18 protein-coding genes are annotated in these 17,574 nt (G+C 59.9%); 11 read left to right on the plus strand and 7 right to left on the minus strand.

The genetic code is table 11. The features are described from left to right. Positions 1-99: 99 nt before the first annotated feature. The 3 genes from JTJ32_RS19680 to JTJ32_RS19690 all read left to right on the plus strand — a co-directional run bounded on the left by JTJ32_RS19680 (position 100) and on the right by JTJ32_RS19690 (position 2,772). Positions 100-564, plus strand: coding sequence for a CopD family protein (locus JTJ32_RS19680; RefSeq protein ID WP_099226083.1), 465 nt, complete (start codon positions 100-102; stop codon positions 562-564). A 199-nt stretch (positions 565-763) separates the two neighbouring features. Next, positions 764-1,723: a nucleoside-specific channel-forming protein Tsx gene (locus tag JTJ32_RS19685; protein ID WP_371321848.1), complete on the plus strand. Its 960-nt coding sequence runs from the start codon at positions 764-766 to the stop codon at positions 1,721-1,723. A gap of 26 nt (positions 1,724-1,749) precedes the next feature. Beyond that, entirely contained in the window at positions 1,750-2,772 is a 1,023-nt protein-coding gene (locus JTJ32_RS19690; protein WP_099226084.1) for a purine-nucleoside phosphorylase, read from the plus strand. 60 nt (positions 2,773-2,832) lie between these two features. On the opposite strand, the gene JTJ32_RS19695 is transcribed toward JTJ32_RS19690, so the two are convergent. Both JTJ32_RS19695 and JTJ32_RS19700 read right to left on the minus strand, forming a co-directional pair. Then, a complete protein-coding gene (locus tag JTJ32_RS19695) occupies positions 2,833-3,591 on the minus strand; it encodes a collagen-like protein (RefSeq protein ID WP_210043039.1) in 759 nt (252 codons plus the stop codon). Then, positions 3,584-3,859: a DUF1145 domain-containing protein gene (locus JTJ32_RS19700; protein ID WP_099226473.1), complete on the minus strand. Its 276-nt coding sequence runs from the start codon at positions 3,857-3,859 to the stop codon at positions 3,584-3,586. The genes JTJ32_RS19695 and JTJ32_RS19700 overlap by 8 nt, the downstream gene beginning before the upstream one ends. A gap of 254 nt (positions 3,860-4,113) precedes the next feature. On the opposite strand from JTJ32_RS19700, the gene JTJ32_RS19705 reads away from it, so the two are divergent. Continuing rightward, on the plus strand, positions 4,114-4,611 hold the full coding sequence (locus JTJ32_RS19705) for a DUF6231 family protein (RefSeq protein ID WP_099226086.1): 498 nt from the start codon (positions 4,114-4,116) through the stop codon (positions 4,609-4,611). A 3-nt stretch (positions 4,612-4,614) separates the two neighbouring features. Then, a complete protein-coding gene (locus JTJ32_RS19710) occupies positions 4,615-5,088 on the plus strand; it encodes a YchJ family protein (protein ID WP_210043040.1) in 474 nt (157 codons plus the stop codon). Between the two features lie 298 nt (positions 5,089-5,386). On the opposite strand, the gene JTJ32_RS19715 is transcribed toward JTJ32_RS19710, so the two are convergent. Further along, complete coding sequence (locus JTJ32_RS19715) at positions 5,387-7,825, minus strand: TonB-dependent receptor (protein WP_210043041.1); 2,439 nt, start codon at positions 7,823-7,825, stop codon at positions 5,387-5,389. Positions 7,826-7,958: 133 nt separating this feature from the next. Further along, entirely contained in the window at positions 7,959-8,561 is a 603-nt protein-coding gene (locus tag JTJ32_RS19720; RefSeq protein ID WP_210043042.1) for a hypothetical protein, read from the minus strand. 113 nt (positions 8,562-8,674) lie between these two features. Between JTJ32_RS19720 and JTJ32_RS19725 the strand changes: the two genes are divergently transcribed. After that, complete coding sequence (locus JTJ32_RS19725) at positions 8,675-9,166, plus strand: LEA/WHy family protein (protein ID WP_099226089.1); 492 nt, start codon at positions 8,675-8,677, stop codon at positions 9,164-9,166. Between the two features lie 10 nt (positions 9,167-9,176). Here JTJ32_RS19725 and JTJ32_RS19730 read toward each other — a convergent pair whose 3' ends face one another. From JTJ32_RS19730 to JTJ32_RS19740, 3 genes are all read right to left on the minus strand, one after another. Next, on the minus strand, positions 9,177-9,506 hold the full coding sequence (locus JTJ32_RS19730; RefSeq protein ID WP_184320789.1) for an MFS transporter: 330 nt from the start codon (positions 9,504-9,506) through the stop codon (positions 9,177-9,179). 243 nt (positions 9,507-9,749) lie between these two features. Continuing rightward, the gene (locus JTJ32_RS19735) at positions 9,750-10,001 is read right to left on the minus strand and encodes a DUF1654 domain-containing protein (RefSeq protein ID WP_099226091.1); all 252 of its coding nucleotides are present in this window, start codon (positions 9,999-10,001) and stop codon (positions 9,750-9,752) included. Between the two features lie 128 nt (positions 10,002-10,129). Next, complete coding sequence (locus JTJ32_RS19740; protein ID WP_099226092.1) at positions 10,130-10,786, minus strand: LexA family protein; 657 nt, start codon at positions 10,784-10,786, stop codon at positions 10,130-10,132. Between the two features lie 161 nt (positions 10,787-10,947). Here JTJ32_RS19740 and JTJ32_RS19745 point away from each other — a divergent pair, with 161 nt between their 5' ends. The 5 genes from JTJ32_RS19745 (at position 10,948) to JTJ32_RS19765 (ending at position 17,547) form a co-directional block, all read left to right on the plus strand. Then, positions 10,948-11,148: an SEC-C metal-binding domain-containing protein gene (locus JTJ32_RS19745; RefSeq protein ID WP_005764888.1), complete on the plus strand. Its 201-nt coding sequence runs from the start codon at positions 10,948-10,950 to the stop codon at positions 11,146-11,148. A gap of 108 nt (positions 11,149-11,256) precedes the next feature. Beyond that, positions 11,257-11,901 (plus strand): glutathione binding-like protein, encoded by a 645-nt coding sequence (locus JTJ32_RS19750; protein ID WP_184320792.1) that lies wholly within the window; start codon positions 11,257-11,259, stop codon positions 11,899-11,901. Between the two features lie 141 nt (positions 11,902-12,042). After that, positions 12,043-14,517, plus strand: a complete 2,475-nt coding sequence (locus tag JTJ32_RS19755) for a penicillin acylase family protein (RefSeq protein WP_210043043.1) — start codon at positions 12,043-12,045, stop codon at positions 14,515-14,517. A gap of 286 nt (positions 14,518-14,803) precedes the next feature. After that, on the plus strand, positions 14,804-15,847 hold the full coding sequence (locus JTJ32_RS19760; protein WP_184320798.1) for a ligase-associated DNA damage response exonuclease: 1,044 nt from the start codon (positions 14,804-14,806) through the stop codon (positions 15,845-15,847). Further along, on the plus strand, positions 15,844-17,547 hold the full coding sequence (locus JTJ32_RS19765) for an ATP-dependent DNA ligase (protein WP_184320801.1): 1,704 nt from the start codon (positions 15,844-15,846) through the stop codon (positions 17,545-17,547). Before JTJ32_RS19760 ends, JTJ32_RS19765 begins: the two co-directional genes overlap by 4 nt. Positions 17,548-17,574 lie beyond the last annotated feature (27 nt).

The following is a 17,574-nucleotide window of genomic DNA, read 5'->3' on the forward strand; positions in this document are numbered from 1 at the left end:
GTTCAGGGGCACGGCAAAAAAGGCTGGATAAATTTTCAGTGGTTCTGAGTGGGCGCTATCATAGCGCGCTAAATCCATCCGCGCAGAACGGAGTACCCGATGACCACATTTTCCACTGTCTATACGCTGCATCTGCTGGCTGCTCTGGTCTGGGTTGGCGGGATGTTTTTCGCATGGATGATATTGCGCCCAGCCGTCATTGCAGCACTGGAAGGACCGTCTCGCTTGAAAGTGTGGGTCCAGGTATTTCCAAGGTTCTTCGTCTGGGTCTGGGCGGCCGTCATCGTGCTGCCGGTCACGGGTATCGGGATGATCCAGCTGAACTTCACCAGCTTCGAAACCGCGCCCCGCTACGTGCAGATCATGATGGGGCTGTACGTGGTCATGGTGGCGCTGTTTCTTCGTATCCATTCGTTGCAGTTGCCGCAACTGCAACGTGCAGTGGAAGCCGAGCAGTGGTCGGAAGGCGTGGCAGCGCTGGGCAGAATCCGACGACTGGTCGGCATCAACCTGCTCATCGGGCTGGCGGTCGTGGTGATTGCGGCAGCACGCCCAGGTTTCTGATCATCCGAACGCCCTGGCCGTGCGAAACGAAACATCACGGGGCATTCAGAGTGTCACCGCGCACAACAGGCGGGCAGAATCCTGCCCGATCAGTCACGTTATCTACTGAATTTCCTTGGTTTTCAACCGGTTGAATTCCTTTGGCACGTCCTGTGCAAACGTTTGCGGATCGCAATACGTGCCGTTAAAAGGAGTTTCAATACCGATGCAGTCCTCCACGCAGTCCGCCGCGTCACCCGGATTTCTGATCCCTCTTCTGTTCACAGCCTCGCTCGCACTGCCTTGCGCGATGGCGCAGGCACAACCTGCCGCAGCCGAAGACTCCGCGCAGGGCGAGACCCTCAGCCCGCCGGCATCACCCAAGGAAGGCAAAGGCGCCTATCTGTCCGACTGGTTCAATCAGGACCTTACGCTGATCGGCAGCAAGGACATCAGCTTCGGCCCGCAACCGGTCGACGACGTTTATCTGGAATACGAGTACTTCGGCCGCAAAGGCCCGTTCGAGCTGTACGGCTATATCGACGTGCCGAAGATCCTCGACATCGGCAACCGCAACGACAAGGGCGTCTGGGACCATGGCTCGCCGGTGTTCATGGAGCATGAACCGCGCATCTCCATTGATTATCTGGCAGGACGCAGCCTGGCCGTGGGGCCGTTCAAAGAGTGGTACGTCGCCTTCGACTGGATCTACGACCACGGCAGCAATTCGGCCAACCGCGCCAACACCCTTTACAGCGGTATCGGCACCGACATCGATACGAAGTCGCGGGTCAATCTGTCGGCCAACTTCTATGGCCGCTACCAGTGGGAAAACTACGGCGCCAGCAACGAATACTCGTGGGACGGCTACCGCGCACAGCTCAAATATATTGTGCCGATCACCAAATTCGACAACGGCGCATCGCTGACCTACATCGGTTTCACCAATTTCGACTTCGGCTCGGACCTCAAGAACGATCCGGCGCGGACCGCCAACTCGACGGTCGCCACGAACGTCCTGCTGTATGCCTTCACTCACCTGCGCTTCACGCTCGTCGGTCGCTACTTTCATAACGGCGGCAACTGGCAGGACGGCAGCGAGCTGAATTTCGGTGAAGGCAACTTCCGCGCCCGCTCGGACGGCTGGGGTTACTACGCCGGCGTTGGTTACCAGTTCTGACCATGACTTTGACTACAGGAGTTTTCATGAAAAGCATCACTCGTAACGCCCTCTGCGCCTCGCTTGCCCTGCTCAGCCCGGGCATCTGGGCGTCCACCACGCCGGTCACGCCCAAGGTGATGCTGATCGCCATGTTCGCCCCCGAGGCGCAGAACTGGATCGACCGCCTGCACCTGACCAAAGAAATCGAGGTGCCTGGCCTTGCCGCCGAGTACCCGACCATCCGCTGCAACGATCAGGACACCTGCCTGCTGGTTACCGGCATGGGTCAGACCAATGCTGCCGCCTCCACCCTGGCCCTCGCCCTTTCACCCCGGTTTGACCTGCGCAAGACCTACTTCATCGTCGCAGGCATTGCTGGCATCAACCCGCACCATGGCACGCTCGGCACCACGGCGTGGGCTCATTATCTGGTGGAGTTCGGCACTCAGTGGGAAATCGATTCACGTGATGTGCCCAAGGACTGGCCGACCGGCTATCTGGGCATCAACACCAAAGGGCCGAACGAAAAGCCGCCGCTGGACTACAAGACAGAAGTATTCGAGCTCAACCCCAAGCTGCAGGCCAAGGCCTTTGCGCTGTCGCAGAAAGTCGCGCTCAGTGAAAGCAAGGAGTCCGCTGCGTGGCGGGTGAAATATCCTTACGCGCCTGCCAACCAGCCGCCGCAGGTCACACAATGTGACACGCTGGCGGGCAACACGTGGTTTTCGGGGACACGTTTGAGCGAGCGGGCGGAAGTCTGGACGCGCCTGCTGACCGACAACAAGGGCGTGTATTGCACAACCCAGCAGGAAGACAACTCCACTTACGAAGCGCTGCTCAGGGCGAGCAAGGCCGGCAAGGTCGACGTCAATCGCCTTGCCGTGGTACGCGCAGGCTCTGACTTCGATCGTCCTTATCCGGGCTACAGCGAAGTGGACAATCTTTTGAAGTACGCCGATCAGGGCGCGTTCGTGCCGGCGCTGGAAAACCTGTATCGCACCGGCAATCCGTTGGTTCAGGCAATCGTCAAGGACTGGAAAAGCTGGGAAAACGGCGTGCCGCAGTAAGCGGTCTTCATGGCAGGCCACGGATTGTCAGAAGCCGATCCGTGGCCTGCAGAGAATGGTTTACAAGCGTTGCAGGATCAGCGCACCGGCCGGTCCCGCGACGCCTGGCTGGCCGGGCTCGCCCGATCTGCCTGCCTTGCCGCCATCGGCGCGATAGACGATGCAGCCTTTTGACGCACCACCTTTACCCGCCTTGCCGCCCTCACCGCCTTTGCCCGGTGCTCCGCCTTCGACATTGACCTTGATCCGCTCGGCCGCAAAGCTGTACGGCAATTCGAGACGAACCTGTGCGCCTGCTGCGCCGTCGTGGCCATTGCCGCCATTGTCGCCGTTATGACCGCGTCCGGCCTGGCCCCAGGTGCAGCCCGGCTCTTCGCCCGTACCACCATCGAGGCCGAAATAGCCCGGACCACCGGCACCGCCGCGGGCATCGATCGACAGTTGTTCGGCACTGATGCTGTTCACTCGCAAGGCCAGGTTACGACCCGGCAGAGCAGGTTTTTCGAACGTGCCCGGCGCACCGCGCGCCGTGATCTGGCTGCCGTCGCCGAACTCACCCCGATCCACCACCAGCTTGAAGGTTTGTACGCCTGGAACGATGGCGATGCGCGCTTCGTGACCGAGCACCAACTGGCCGATCCTGACGTCATCGATGCCCGCCGGGATCAGCAGAGTGCCGTAGTCGGACACTTCCAGACGCTCGACCTGCAGCACGCTGCTGTTGCCGGGCAGGCGCATCAGGGAATGCGGTGCAACGATAATGGCCTGGGCCATGGCGAGCGGGCTGAACAGTGCTGCCAGTAGAACAAGATTACGCATGGGTGTGCCCCGAAGCCGGACGGCCGATGGATTGGACATGAAAGATGCCGAACAGAATGATTTTGCCCCTGTCACGCCAAGGGTGCTTTCGACCGCGCAGGCTGCCGTTGAACAGGATCAGCTCCAGCAAATGAGTGAGCAGCACCAGACTGCCTGCCATATCGATCATCACACCGAACGGGCTGGGCGCTTCGACCAGCGCATTGGCCAGCACCACCAGCCAGAAGCCCAGCATCAACAGCTTTCCCAACCCCCAGAACAACTTCATCGCATGCCCCTTGATCATGATCCTGATGACGAAAGCGAATTCTTCGCACGCTTTTCGTCGCCGCACAGTAGACGTCCTGCCCACTGAATATGCCAGCGGCGCGTGAAAAAACATGCGGTCCTGACACATATAGCCTGAAACCTGTTTCAAATCATCACACGTTTGTCGCACACGCGGCCCTTCATAGGGCAGGAACGGCGCTTTTCAGCACCCTTCGGGCAAGCTAGTCTTGTCAGTCAATCAGAGGATTTTCGATGACCGTCGGTTTTTCCACCCGTACGCCCCAGCAGGCGCTGGCCGCATTGCTCGACCGCTACGCGCCAGCGCGTCTGCTGTTGATCGGCGCGCAGGCGTTTCCTGCCTTGCAGGCTTTCCAGGACGCGCACCCGCAGACCGAAGTGTCGCTGGCCGAGCCCGGCCTTCTGCCCCCGCATCTGGCTGCGCAGCGATTTGATCTGGCGCTGGTAGTCGATTGCCTGGAGCACATGCCCAAGCGCAGCGGGCTGGAATTGCTGGGCGGCATCCGCAACCTTAACGCCAGCCGCATTGCTGTGCTGGCGGATCTGAAAGCCTGTGGCTGGCAGGAAACCGACTTCTTCTCGCTGGCCCTGCAAGCCAGCGAACGCTTCGCCCGCGATGAGCAGGTCCTGAACCTGTTTACCTACGACCTGCGCGAATACAAGCAGGTGCCGGACTGGCTGAACGCGAAGTACTGGGCCAACCCTGAAAATTTTGGAAAGTATTGGTGGTGAATCATGAGTAGTGCCATTTGCCCCTGTGGCAGCGGCGATCTGTTGCTGGCCTGCTGCGGGCATTACCACGCGGGGCAGCCTGCGCCGTGCGCGGAAAAGCTGATGCGTTCGCGCTACAGCGCCTATGTGCTGGGGCTGACCGATTATCTGGTTCAGACCACACTGCCTGCGCAGCAAAGCGGGCTGGACCGCGAAGCGATTGCTCAATGGAGTGCGCAAAGCACCTGGCTGGGTCTTGAAGTGGAAAGTGCCGAGGTGTTCGGCGGCAAGCCCGAACACGCCTTCGTGACCTTTACCGCACGCTGGCATGACGGCAATGGCGAACACAGCCACAAGGAACGCTCATCGTTCGTGCAGAATCAGGGCCGCTGGTATTTCATCGACTCCACCGTACCGCTCAAGGCCGGGCGCAACGATGCCTGTCCTTGCGGCAGCGAGCAGAAGTTCAAGAAGTGCTGCTCGGCGTACATCGGGTAGTTGAGCCCGACAGGAACACGAGACGGGGCCAAAACGATATTTACTGAGGGAAGTGCGATCTTGTGGGAGGCGGCTTGCCGGCGATGCTTTTTCCGAAGCGACACATAAGTGGCTGAACTGACGCCATTGCCGGCAAGCCGCCTCCCACGGGGTATGCATTCAGTCAGACACTTTGGTCCTGGCCCCGTTTTGCGCATCGTCCAGACTTGCATGCAACGATGAGCCCAAAGCGGGAAACGGGCTTGCACACATGGTCCTGATCGCAGACCTCTCAGGACACAGGCTCACCCGAGCCCCCTCAAAACTCCAGCTGCGCCGAGAACGCCACGGTTCGTGGATCGCCCAGGTAGCTGCTGTTAAGCCAGTATTCCTTGTTGGCCAGGTTGCTGACGTTCAACCGCAAGGTCAGGTCATTTTCCGAAACGCGCATCCGGTAGCGGGCGCCCGCGTCGAAGGTGGTGAACGACGGCAGGTCGTTTTCGTTGCTTTGGTCGGTGTACTGCTTGCCGGTGTAGAACGCGCCACCGGTCATGGCCAGGCCCGGCACCTGATTGATGTCGTACTCGGCGTAGACCTTGGCCAGTTGCTTGGCGACGTTGGTCGGCGCATTGCCTTCATCCGCCGCGACGCCGGTTTTCTTGATCTTCGGATCCAGCAGCGTGAAGCCGCCCACCAGCGTCAGTTCGGGGATGACCTTGCCGGTCACGCTGAACTCCAGGCCGTTGTTTTCCTGTCGCCCGTCCACCACGTAAATGTTCGAGCCGGTGGTATAGCCATTGGGCTTTTCGATGTTGAACAGGGCCAGGGTGAACAGCGTTTCGCCCAGTGTCGCCTTGGCACCGATTTCGTACTGTTCACTGACTTCCGGCGCAAACGCCTGACCCGCGTTGGCGGTGCCGCTCGGCGCGATGCCGCCCGACTGCAGCCCTTCGATGTACGTTGCGTAGGTGGTCAGCCACGGCACTGGCTTGTAAACCAGCGAGATGTTGGGCGAGGTCTTGCTTTCGTTGTACTTCGTTTCGGTTTCCGCCGAGCCAAAGGCTCTGGCGTAGACGAACTCGTTGGCATAAGTCTTGATCTGGGTGTGGGTCACGCCGAGGATCGTCGACCACTGTTCGTTAAACGTGATGATGTCACCGATCAGGAAGTTATTACTTTCGGTGCTGTTGGCCAGCCGCTGATTGCCATGCCCGATGGAATAAGCCGGCTTGCCGACCTGCGGGGTCTGGTCGAACGGGATGGTTCCCACCGGCGAGGTGTACTGCGGGCCGGGCTGAGCAGGTGTGTAAGGAATGTGGTCTTCATACTGTTTCTGGCGGGACGTGTTGCCCTGATAGCCCATCGTGACCTTGTGCTCGAGGAAACCGGTATCAAACGCCGCGTCGAGAAACAGCGAGCCGGTCTTTTCTTCGGTGTCGATGGGCGCGAAGGCGTAGAGCGGCTGCGAGTAAAGCCCGGCGCTGTAGACCGTAGGGCCTGTGTAGGTGTTTTCGCTGGTGTACTCCTGAGCAGCGAAAGCAGCGCGCAGGGTAAAGGTGTCATTCAGACGCCACTTGGCCCGCACGCCTGCCTTGTCCGATTCGTAATCCGAAAACGACCATTTCTGGCTGTACAGCCTGTCGTTATCCAGCGAAGCGGCGCTCGGGCGCAGGGATTGGTCGCCGAAAAACCAGTAGCTGGTCAGGCCGCGAATCTGAGTCTTTTTATGCGAGGCGTCGAACTGCACCAGCAGGTCGTCGGAGACATTCCAGTCCAGCGCCAGCGAGATCATTTCGCGGCGACGCTTGTTCAGATCGACGGCGGTTTCGCCATCCTGAGTCAACACGTTGAGGCGATAGGCGAACTGGCCCTCGCTGTCGATCGGGCCGCCGAAGTCGCCATGCAGGTAGTAGTTGTCGCCACCGGCATTGCCCAGGGTCACACTGTTGTAGCGATCATAGGTCGGGCGCTTGATCACGTAGTTGACCAGACCGCCTGGTGACGCAGGACCATAAAGGAAACCGGTCAGGCCGGTAATGACTTCCAGTTGCTCCATTTCTTCCAGGTAGTTGCTGCCGTCGGCACCGTTGGTGAAGCGCAGACCGTCGTTGGCAATGTTCAGACTGCCCGCGCTGCTGAACCCTCGGATGTTGACTGCGCTGGCATAACCGGCGCTGGTCGGGGAGTACATCTGGGTGAACGGGTTGTGCTTGATGACGTCGTCCAGCGAGGTCGCCTGAATGTTCTTCAGCAACGCCTGCGGCGTCACACTGATGGAATACGGCGCATCCTGAAGCTTCATGCCACCCAACGCACCAACGCTGCTGACGTTCTCGCTGCGATAACCGGCGGTTTCAGAACCCTCGGCAGCCGAAGCGCGTGCATTGATGGTCACGTCCGACAGGTTCAGTGTGCCCTCTTCCATTGCCATCAGCGTGTAAGTCCCGGCGTTGCTCTGCACCAGTTGCAGGCCGCTGCCGCGCAACGCTTCACGCAAGGCACCGGCGGCGTCGAACTGGCCTTTGACCGGCGCACTGGATTTTCCGGCAGCCAGCGCAGGATCGAGGCTCAGCGCCAGGCCGCTCTGGCTGGCAATCTGGTTCAAGGCCGTCGCCAGAGGCGCGGACGGCAGGTCGTAGGATTGAACGCCGGCAGCCTGTTGCGCCGCCATCAGCAAGGGGCTGGCCAACGGTGTACAGAGGGCAATGGCCATCGCCAACATGCTGGGGCGCAAAAGGGTGTCTAACGAACGGGACATCGGGCAACTCCTGGCTGGAATATTCTCAATGCCTGTTAGCCGGGCGAAACGCCGAAAGTGACAGGGCTGATTGAAAACAATTCCGTTTCAGGGGATCGGCCAGATGACAGAAGACTGAAGTAGCGCGGCTGCGTCAGTCCAGTTTCAGGTGCGAGGTGTCCGGCGCGGCGCGGGTACTGGCGCGTGGGGCCTGTCCCATGTCGCTGCCCACTGGCGCAACGCTGAGCCTGGACAGGTCCAGTTGCGGTACGACCGGCTCGGGCTTGGGATCCTGCATATCGCTGCCCGCCTCGGCCACGGAATAGTCCGGCGCATCAACATCGGAGAAGGCGGCCATGTACGCGTCCCGCGGCTTGATCTGCAGGCGACCGGGGCGCACTGGCGTCTTGCGCAGCCAGGTGGGCTCATCGGGCGGGCGGGCCAGTTCGACTTCCTCCATCTCCTGTGTCTCAGCGGCGGGCAGCGTTTCCACAGGCCGCGCGGCTTGCTCGGGTTGCGGCGCCGGGGGTTTCATCATGACAACCCTGGCGACAGCCCCCGCGCGCTCCAGCGTGGCGCGATACTTTTCGGCGGTTTGCTCATCAAGGTTGTTCTTGAGGACCAATCGTCGCCCCGAAAACAATAACTCCAGACGCGACTCGTCTGCCTGGAACAGCTTTCCCAGATTGGCTTTGACCCTCTCAGGCTGGGCACCTTCGACCAAACTGCCGTCGAAGACGATCTCATAACGACTCATTCGGTACACCCGTCAGCACGTGAACAAAGTATGGCGCAGCCCCGAACCCTGGAACAAGCAGGTTACCCCTGCCCGTCAAATTGCTAAACTCGGGCCTCTTACGGAGCAACCTCATGTTTTCTCAGGCGCACATTACAAGAACACTAAGCCTTGCGCTGCTCATGCTTGGGCTCACGGGATGCTCGGTCTGGAGTTTTGACAGTTTTCAGGACCCGGAAGTGCATTTGCTGAAGGTTCAGGTCGTCAAGGCCAGGCTTACGCAACAGGATTTCAAGCTGCACTTCGAGATTGATAACCCCAACGACTCGCGTGTTCTGGTCCGGGCACTTCAGTACAGGATCAGTCTCAATGACGTGGTGCTGGTCGACGACAGGTCCAACGACTGGTTTTTCGTCGATGCCCACAGCCGCAGGACCTTCGTGGTCCCCATCCGTACCAACCTCTGGCGGCATGCAAAATACCTTGCCCAGTTGTTGAAGAAGCCCGACGAGAGCATTCACTACCGGCTCGAAGGCAAGCTCAAGACGGGACTGCTGTTCAGGAACACCATTCGAATAGGCCGCTCGGGTGATGTAGCGCCTGAAGAATTGATCCACAGGCGCTGATACCTCAGCGCTAGCCTCCCAACCTGCCTTTGACCAGCTCCATCAGAAACTTCCAGATGTCTGCCGCCCACAGCGCGCGGTTGATGGCCGCGATCAGCGATCCCCCGAAAGAGCCCAGCAGGAAGCCGATACCGGTGATGTTGCGAGGCTCGTCCACCCCCAGATAATTGCTGGCGATGCCGGTCAGAAACACTGCGCAGGCGACACCGGTGATCAAAAACACCAACCAGCCGCGCACGTCGATGAGACTTGCCTTGTGCCACCAGCCGGAAATGATGGCACCGACCAGACCTGCCACCAGCCATTCGAATCTGTCTACCAAGCCACTCAAAAGCTCCATGAGCCTGACTCCGTACAAAAGATGATGAGGTTTACGCACTGTCGAGTTTCAGGATTGAGATCAAATTTAAGCATGCTTAAATAAATCGTCAAGCTTGCTGAACGTAACGCGTTTGATACAGAACTCAGGTGGAAAATGCTCGCGAGCCCAGGTGAGGACGCAGAGCGTTCAGGGTGCCATTACCCGGCGAGCTTGTGAGTGATCGACAACTCACCCCTTTCCAGGCACCGAGTAACCGCCATTTCAGCCATCGATATACCGCTTCCAGCCAATCCAAACCGAACCGTCTTCCCGACGATCAACCTGAATACCTTCGGTTTCTTCGATTTCCTGAAGCACGGTGTCCCAGATCTCGGAAGGCTCGCCATCAAGACGGGTAACCGTGATGAACTGGACCTTCTGCACATCTGGCGACGCCACCATGCGCTGGATGCGTCGTCCGATCTGCTCGTAGGAAAAGGACGCGTTTGTTGCTGAATACAGATCGCTAGCCATGACAACCTCCTTGGCATAACTGTATTTATATACAGTATTCCAGCCGTAGGAAGTCAGCAAGGTGCATGTAGGAAAAGTATCGACGCGGCGTCGGCGAGAAAAGACTCGCAGGCCTTGCCAGACAAGGCTCAGAGCCTGCCGGTCATCCGTACCGCCACGCCGATTATGCGACAGTCGGCACCGCACTCGATCATTCGATACGCAGGGTTCAGGGGTTTGAGATAGCGAACGCCGCCGTCTTCGACCAGTTTCTTGAACGTTGCCTCGTTGCTGGCCGGCAGTTTGGCAATGACCAGTTTGCCTGGCTGCACATCGGCCTCGGTGTCCACCAGAATCATCATTCCTTCAGGTACGCTAACGCCGGTCGGCGCGGTCATGGAATCGCCTTTGACCTCCAGCCAGAATGCCGGTCCCTTGGAGTCGTAGTCGGAAATCTCATAGCGGTCGGAAAAACCTTCCGGGTAAGGCTCGACGGCTTCTTCCCACGAGCCCGCCGAGACCCAACTGATCACCGGATAACGGAACGACATTTTCGGCTGATCAATCAACGCGACGTTGGCGTCATGAGGCGAATCGCGCTCCGGCCCTTCGCCGATCGCAAGCCATTCGGCGCGAAAGCCCGTGGCCTTGGCCAGTGCATATAGATTTTCAGGGCGCAGGCTTTTGCTCTCGCCGCTCACCCATTGCGTGACGGCTGAATTGGCCACGCCACACGCGGCAGCAATTTCACCCTTCTTTTTGCCACTCAAGCCGATGGCGCGGGCGATACGTTCATGTCTGTTCATAAGCTCTGTCTCACAACGCTTGAGAAAATTAAAGCGAACGTCTGGCGCCGCGGATGTAAGCATGCTTAAAAAAGACAACTATTTCCAGAAAAAAACACCGCAATACAGTCAGCGGCCATTTGCGGGATAATGCGCGTCGATTTAATTGCGGAGTAAACCCGATGAACCAGCAAGCCCATGTTCATGGTCCTGATTGCAACCACGATCATGATCATCACGACCACCAGCACGGCCACGTTCATGGCCCGAACTGCGGTCACGCCCATCAGGAGCCTGTGCGTAATACGTTGAAGGACGTAGGTCGCAACGACCCTTGCCCATGTGGCAGCGACAAGAAATTCAAGAAATGCCACGGCGCATAACCTGCCGGCCTTTCTGCCAACGGCCTGCATTGCAGGCCGTTTTCATATGTACGACGCGCCAAGGGAAGCGTAAAACGAAGGATCACGATCACCCACAAGGAGCGCTCAATGATCGACCTGCATTACTGGACCACGCCCAACGGTCACAAAATCAGCCTGTTTCTGGAAGAGTCCGGCCTGGCGTATAAAGTGTTTCCGGTAAACATCGGCAAGAACGAGCAGTTCGAGCCCGACTTCTTGAGTATCTCCCCCAACAACCGTATCCCGGCCATTGTCGATCACGACCCGGCTGACGGTGGCGCACCGCTGAGCCTGTTCGAATCAGGTGCCATTCTGTTGTATCTGGCCGAAAAGACCGGACGCTTCATACCGAACGATCTGCGCGGTCGTCAGGAAGTCTCGCAATGGCTGTTCTGGCAGATGGGAGGACTGGGACCGATGGCTGGGCAGAATCATCACTTCAATCGTTTCGCCAAAGAGAAGATCCCCTACGCGATCGAGCGCTACGTCAACGAAACCGCCCGCCTTTATGGCGTGCTGAACAAACGTCTGGCTGATCGCGACTTTGTGGCAGGCAGCGACTACAGCATCGCGGACATGGCGATCTACCCCTGGATCGTGCCACACACCTACCAGCAGCAGGATCTGAACGACTTCCCGCATCTCAGGCGCTGGTTTGAAAGCATCGCCACTCGCGACGCCACAAAACGGGCTTACGCGCTGGCCGAGCGGATCAACCCTTCCAAAGCCTGACGCCTTGCACGCGTGCTGCCGGCGAGGCTGGCACGCCGTTCTTTGTAAAATCCTGAAATAACTCGCCCTCCCTGCTTGCGTGCCGAGTGACTGCTCACTAACGTAGCGGCTTTTGTACATATCCCCTCCAGGAGCTTGCCCATGGCCTCGCCAGCCTTTCTACATTTTCTGCCTCGATTTGGCGCTGCCGCCGCTGCGGTGAGTTTCCTGAGCCTGGCGGGTTGCCAACTGGGCGGCGGTGATAACGACACCCTGCTCCCGGCCTCCGGGACTTTCGCGCTCAAAGGCCTGGCGCAGAACGTGTCGGTACGACGCAACAGCATGGGCATGCCGCTGATTGAAAGCAGCACCTATCACGATGCGCTGTTTACGCTGGGCTATGTGCATGCCGGAGATCGCATCAGCCAGATGCTCGGCATGCGTCTGTTGGCGCAGGGCCGTCTGTCGGAAATGGCGGGGCCCGATGCGCTGGAAGTGGATCGCCTGATGCGTTCGGTCAATCTGAAGCAGAACGCGAGCGACCTCTACAATGCCTCGTCGCCACGCCTCAAACGTTTCTTCGACGTCTATGCACGCGGCGTGAACGCTTACCTGTTCCGCTATCGCGACAAGCTGCCTGCCGATGTCGCCAACTCGGGCTACAAGCCTGAGTACTGGAAACCTGAAGACTCGGCGCTGATTTTCGCCCTGCTCAACTTCAGCCAGTCGGTCAATCTTCAGGAAGAACTGTCCGGGCTGGTGCTCGCACAGAAAGTCGGGGCTGACAAACTGGCCTGGCTGCTGCCCACCTACCCCGATGAAGAATTGCCGTTCGCCGAGGCTGACAAGCTCAAAGGCCTGAACCTCAACAACCAGGTCAATGACCTGAGCGACCTGAACAAGGTCGCGCTGCAACTCTCCGATCTGAACATGCTGGGCGTCGCCGCCTCGAGCAACTGGGCCATCGCGCCGCAGCGCAGCCGCAGTGGCAAAAGCCTGTTGGCCAGCGACATGCAGTTTCCTGGCGGTCTGAACTCGGCCTGGAGCTTCGTGCAGATCCGTGCGCCGAAATATCAGGTGTCCGGCGTCTCCATCGCCGGCCTGCCGCTGGTGCTCAGTGGCTTCAACGGCAAGCTGGCCTGGAGCATGAGCAATGTCAAAGGCGACAACCAGGACCTGTTCCTGGAGAAGATCAAACGCGAAGGCAATCGTGTGTCCTACATGGCCGACGGCAAATGGATACCCGCCATCGCCCACGATGAGACCTTTCTGGTCAAAGGCAACCGCGCGGTTCGCGAAACGGTTTACGCGACCCGTCACGGCGCGTTGCTCAACGCCAGCGCCACACCCCCCGGCAACGGCCTGAGCCTGGCGCTGCAAACGCCGAGCTTCAAGGACGACAAGACGCTGGACGCCTTCTTCGATCTGTCACGTGCGCCCAACGTGGAAAAAGCATTCGACACCAGCCGCGAGATTCGGGCGATCACCCTGAACATGGTCTTTGCCGACGCCTCCAACATCGGCTGGCAGGTCACGGGTCGCTTCCCGAACCGTCGTGAAGGCCAGGGCCTGCTGCCTTCGCCGGGCTGGGAGGGCAAGTACGACTGGGACGGTTTTGCCGATTCGATGCTGCACCCGTACGACCAGGACCCTCGTCAGGGCTGGATCGCGACAGCCAACCAGCGCACGATTCCGAAAGGCTATGGCATGCAGCTCTCCAACTCGTGGGGCAACCCGGAGCGCGCCGAGCGGATTGCCGAACTGGCCAACAGCGGCAAGCAGGATCTGCGCAGCACCGTCGCCATGCAGTACGACCAGACCACAACTTTCGCCGCCAAACTCAAGTCCATGTTCGAAGCGCCGGGCATGAGCAAACCGTTGAAACAGGCCATCGACACGCTGCCGGAGGCCGAGCGTAACAAGGCACGCGAAGCCTATACCCGCCTGATGGCGTTCGACGGCAAGCTGAGCGCCACCTCGGCTGACGCTGCGTTGTATGAGTTGTTCCTGCAGGAAAGCGCCAGACAGATTTTCCTTGATGAGCTGGGTCCTGAAACCAGTCCGGCGTGGCAGGCACTGGTCGCCAATGCCGGCTCTTCTTATTCGCCGCAGGCCGATCACTTGCTGGGCCGTGACGACAGCCCTTATTGGGACGACGTCAAAACCCCGCAGAAAGAAGACAAGCCTGCGATTCTCGCGCGAAGTCTGGCCGCAGCCGTTACCAGCGGCGACAGCCTGCTGGGCAGCGATCACAAGGCTTGGCAATGGGGCAAACTGCATCGCGACAACTGGACCGCGAGCAGTCCGCTGATCAAGCAGATGGGCGGCGTCGAATACAACCGCAGCGCCATTCCGGCGGGCGGCGACCACACGACCATCAACGCGTCCGGCTATGAATGGGGCAAAGGCTTCGATGCGCGCATGGCTCCGGGCCTGCGCATGATCGTGGACTTCAGTCTGGTGGAACCCATGACTGGCCTGATCAGCACCGGCCAATCCGGCAACCCGGCCAGCCCGTACTACGCCAACAGCATCGAGCCCTGGCTCAAGGCGCAATACATGTCGATGCCATTGCAGCAGTCGAACTACGAAAAGGGCTACGGCAAACAGCGTCTGACACTGACGCCAGGCAAGTAACGCACTCAGTCCTCATCACAGGCCGGGATGCGGAGCGTCCCGGCATTCACTCCCACGCGCAGCGCTCATCGCTCTATACAAGTCCTGTTGCAGGAACACGCCGATGATCGTTCCCATCGCTTTGCGTGGGCATGCAGCCCGGCACTGCTCTGTTTCCCATCGGAACGGGTCACGCAGGTATTCTGCGCAGCGTGAGGAACGATCAGGGCCCGCATGTCCCAAAACTCCACGAACTTCCCGCCCGGCACCGGCTCATAGCTAACAAGCCCATCCATACGGTTGTCCCATGGATCTTGTCGTAGCGCGCCCCGAAGGTTTGTATTGTCCACCCGGTGATTTCTACATCGACCCCTGGCGTCCGGTCGAGCGGGCGGTGATTACTCATGCGCACGGCGACCACGCTCGTACCGGGAATGAGCGTTACCTGTCGGCCGCCAGCGGCGAGGGGATTCTGCGCTCGCGCCTGGGTCAGGACATCAATCTGCAAACCCTCGAGTACGGCGAGCAAATCACCCACCACGGCGTGAAGCTCAGCCTGCATCCGGCCGGTCATGTGCTGGGCTCGGCGCAGGTGCGGCTGGAATACGAGGGCGAAGTCTGGGTTGCCTCGGGCGATTACAAAGTCGAACCCGACGGCACATGCGCCGCCTTCGAACCGGTGCGTTGCCACACCTTCATCACTGAATCGACCTTCGGCCTGCCCATCTATCGATGGGCACCGCAGTCGCAGATTTTCGAGGGCATCAATGACTGGTGGCGCGCCAATGCCGAACAGGGCAAGGCGAGCGTGCTGTTCGCCTACTCCTTCGGCAAGGCGCAACGCATCCTGCACGGCATCGACTCCAGCATCGGCCCGATATTGGTGCACGGCGCAGTCGAGCCGTTGAATCGCGTGTACCGTGAAGGCGGCATTCGAATCCCTGAAACCCACTACGCAGGTGACTTCAAAAAAACCGACCCGGCCCTGCGTCAGGCACTGATTCTCGCCCCGCCATCGGCAGGCGGCAGCAGCTGGATGAAGCGCTTCGGCGAGTACAGCGATGCGTTCGCCAGTGGCTGGATGATGCTGCGCGGTACACGACGTCGGCGCGGTGTGGATCGGGGCTTTGTGCTGTCCGACCACGCCGACTGGCCGGGCCTGTTGTGGGCCATCGAACAGACCGGCGCGGAACGGGTGATGGTCACTCACGGTTCGGTCGGCGTGCTGGTGCGCTACCTGCGCGAACTGGGGCTGGACGCGCAAGGCTTTACCACCGAATACGGCGATGAAGACGACTCAAACACCCCAGCGCAGGCGGAGCCGGAGAGCACGGGCGAGGCACAGTCATGAAAGCCTTCGCCGAACTTTACACCCGGTTGGACGCCACCACTTCGAGCAACGCCAAGCTCGCAGCCATGCGCGAGTATTTTGAACAGGCAGATCCGCAGGACGCCGCCTGGGCGGTGTATTTTTTGTCCGGCGGACGCCCTCGGCAATTGGTGCCGACCCGCATCCTGCGTGAACAGGCCATGACGCTCGGTCATCTGCCGGAATGGCTGTTCGAGGAAAGCTATCAGGCGGTTGGTGATCTGGCGGAAACCCTCTCCCTGCTGCTGCCACAGGCCGAGCACAGCAACGAGCAAGGCCTGGCGCTGTGGATGGAAGAAAAGCTGCTGCCATTGCGCGGCCTGCCGCCTGAAGAACTGGCGGAACGCTTACCTGCGTTCTGGTCGCAACTGGATCGAAGCAGCCTGATGGTGTGCATAAAGCTGATCACCGGCAGCTTCCGGGTGGGCGTCTCGAAACTGCTGGTCACTCGCGCCCTCGCCGCGCTGGCAGACATCGACAGCAAACGGGTCGCGCAACGCCTGGTGGGCTACACCGACCTCTCGCACCGGCCAAGCGCCGAGGGTTATCTCAAACTGATCGCCGCTGAGTCGGAAGATGAACATGCACAGCGTGGCGGCCAGCCCTACCCGTTTTTTCTCGCCCACTCGCTGCAGCAGCCTGCCGACCAGTTCGAGGAACTGCTGGGCGCTGCGGAGAACTGGCAGGTGGAATGGAAGTGGGATGGCATTCGTGCGCAACTCGTAAAACGCGACGGGCGATTGTGGATCTGGTCGCGTGGGGAAGAACTGGTGACCGACCGCTTTCCCGAACTGCACAGCCTGGTCCAGTGTCTGCCCGACGGCACCGTCATCGACGGCGAAATCGTGGTCTGGAAAGCGCCGGACGCCACACCCGACAGCACAGCGGAGTTTGCGCTGGACAGCGAGGCACCGCAGGCCAGTCCGTCGGTTCAACCTTTCGCCTTGCTGCAACAGCGCATCGGGCGCAAGACGCTGGGCAAGAAGATCCTCGCGGATGTGCCGGTCGTGATCCTGGCTTACGACCTGCTTGAATGGGAAGGCCACGACTGGCGCAGCCGACCGCAACACGAGCGTCGTGCGCAGCTTGAACGCTTGATCGGCGAAGCGCGCAGCGACGTGCTGCTGCCCTCCCCAGTACTGACCGGCAAGGATTGGCTGGACCTGGCCAACCAGCGCGAAGCGTCCCGCAGCCTGGGCGTCGAAGGCATGATGCTCAAGGCGCGTGATTCGCTGTACGGCGTCGGCCGGACCAAGGACATGGGCGTGTGGTGGAAATGGAAGGTCGACCCTTTCAGCGTGGACGCGGTACTGATCTATGCACAACGTGGCCATGGACGGCGGGCCAGCCTGTACAGCGATTACACCTTCGCGGTGTGGGACGGTCCGCCCGAATCAAGCGAACGCACCCTCGTGCCGTTCGCCAAAGCCTACTCCGGGCTGACTGATGAAGAAATGCGCAAGGTCGACGCCATCGTGCGCAAGACCACGGTCGAGAAGTTCGGCCCGGTCAGCAGCGTGACGCCTACGCTCGTGTTCGAACTGGGCTTCGAAGGTATCGCCCTGTCCAAACGCCACAAGAGCGGCATTGCCGTGCGGTTCCCACGCATGCTGCGCTGGCGACAGGACAAACCGGTGGCTGAAGCTGACAGTCTGGCCACGCTCCAAGACCTGCTGAGCTGACGCACCTGAAGGGTGCGCTCGAAATGC

It is taken from the genome of Pseudomonas alliivorans (genome assembly GCF_017826695.1).
Lineage (GTDB): Bacteria > Pseudomonadota > Gammaproteobacteria > Pseudomonadales > Pseudomonadaceae > Aquipseudomonas > Aquipseudomonas alliivorans.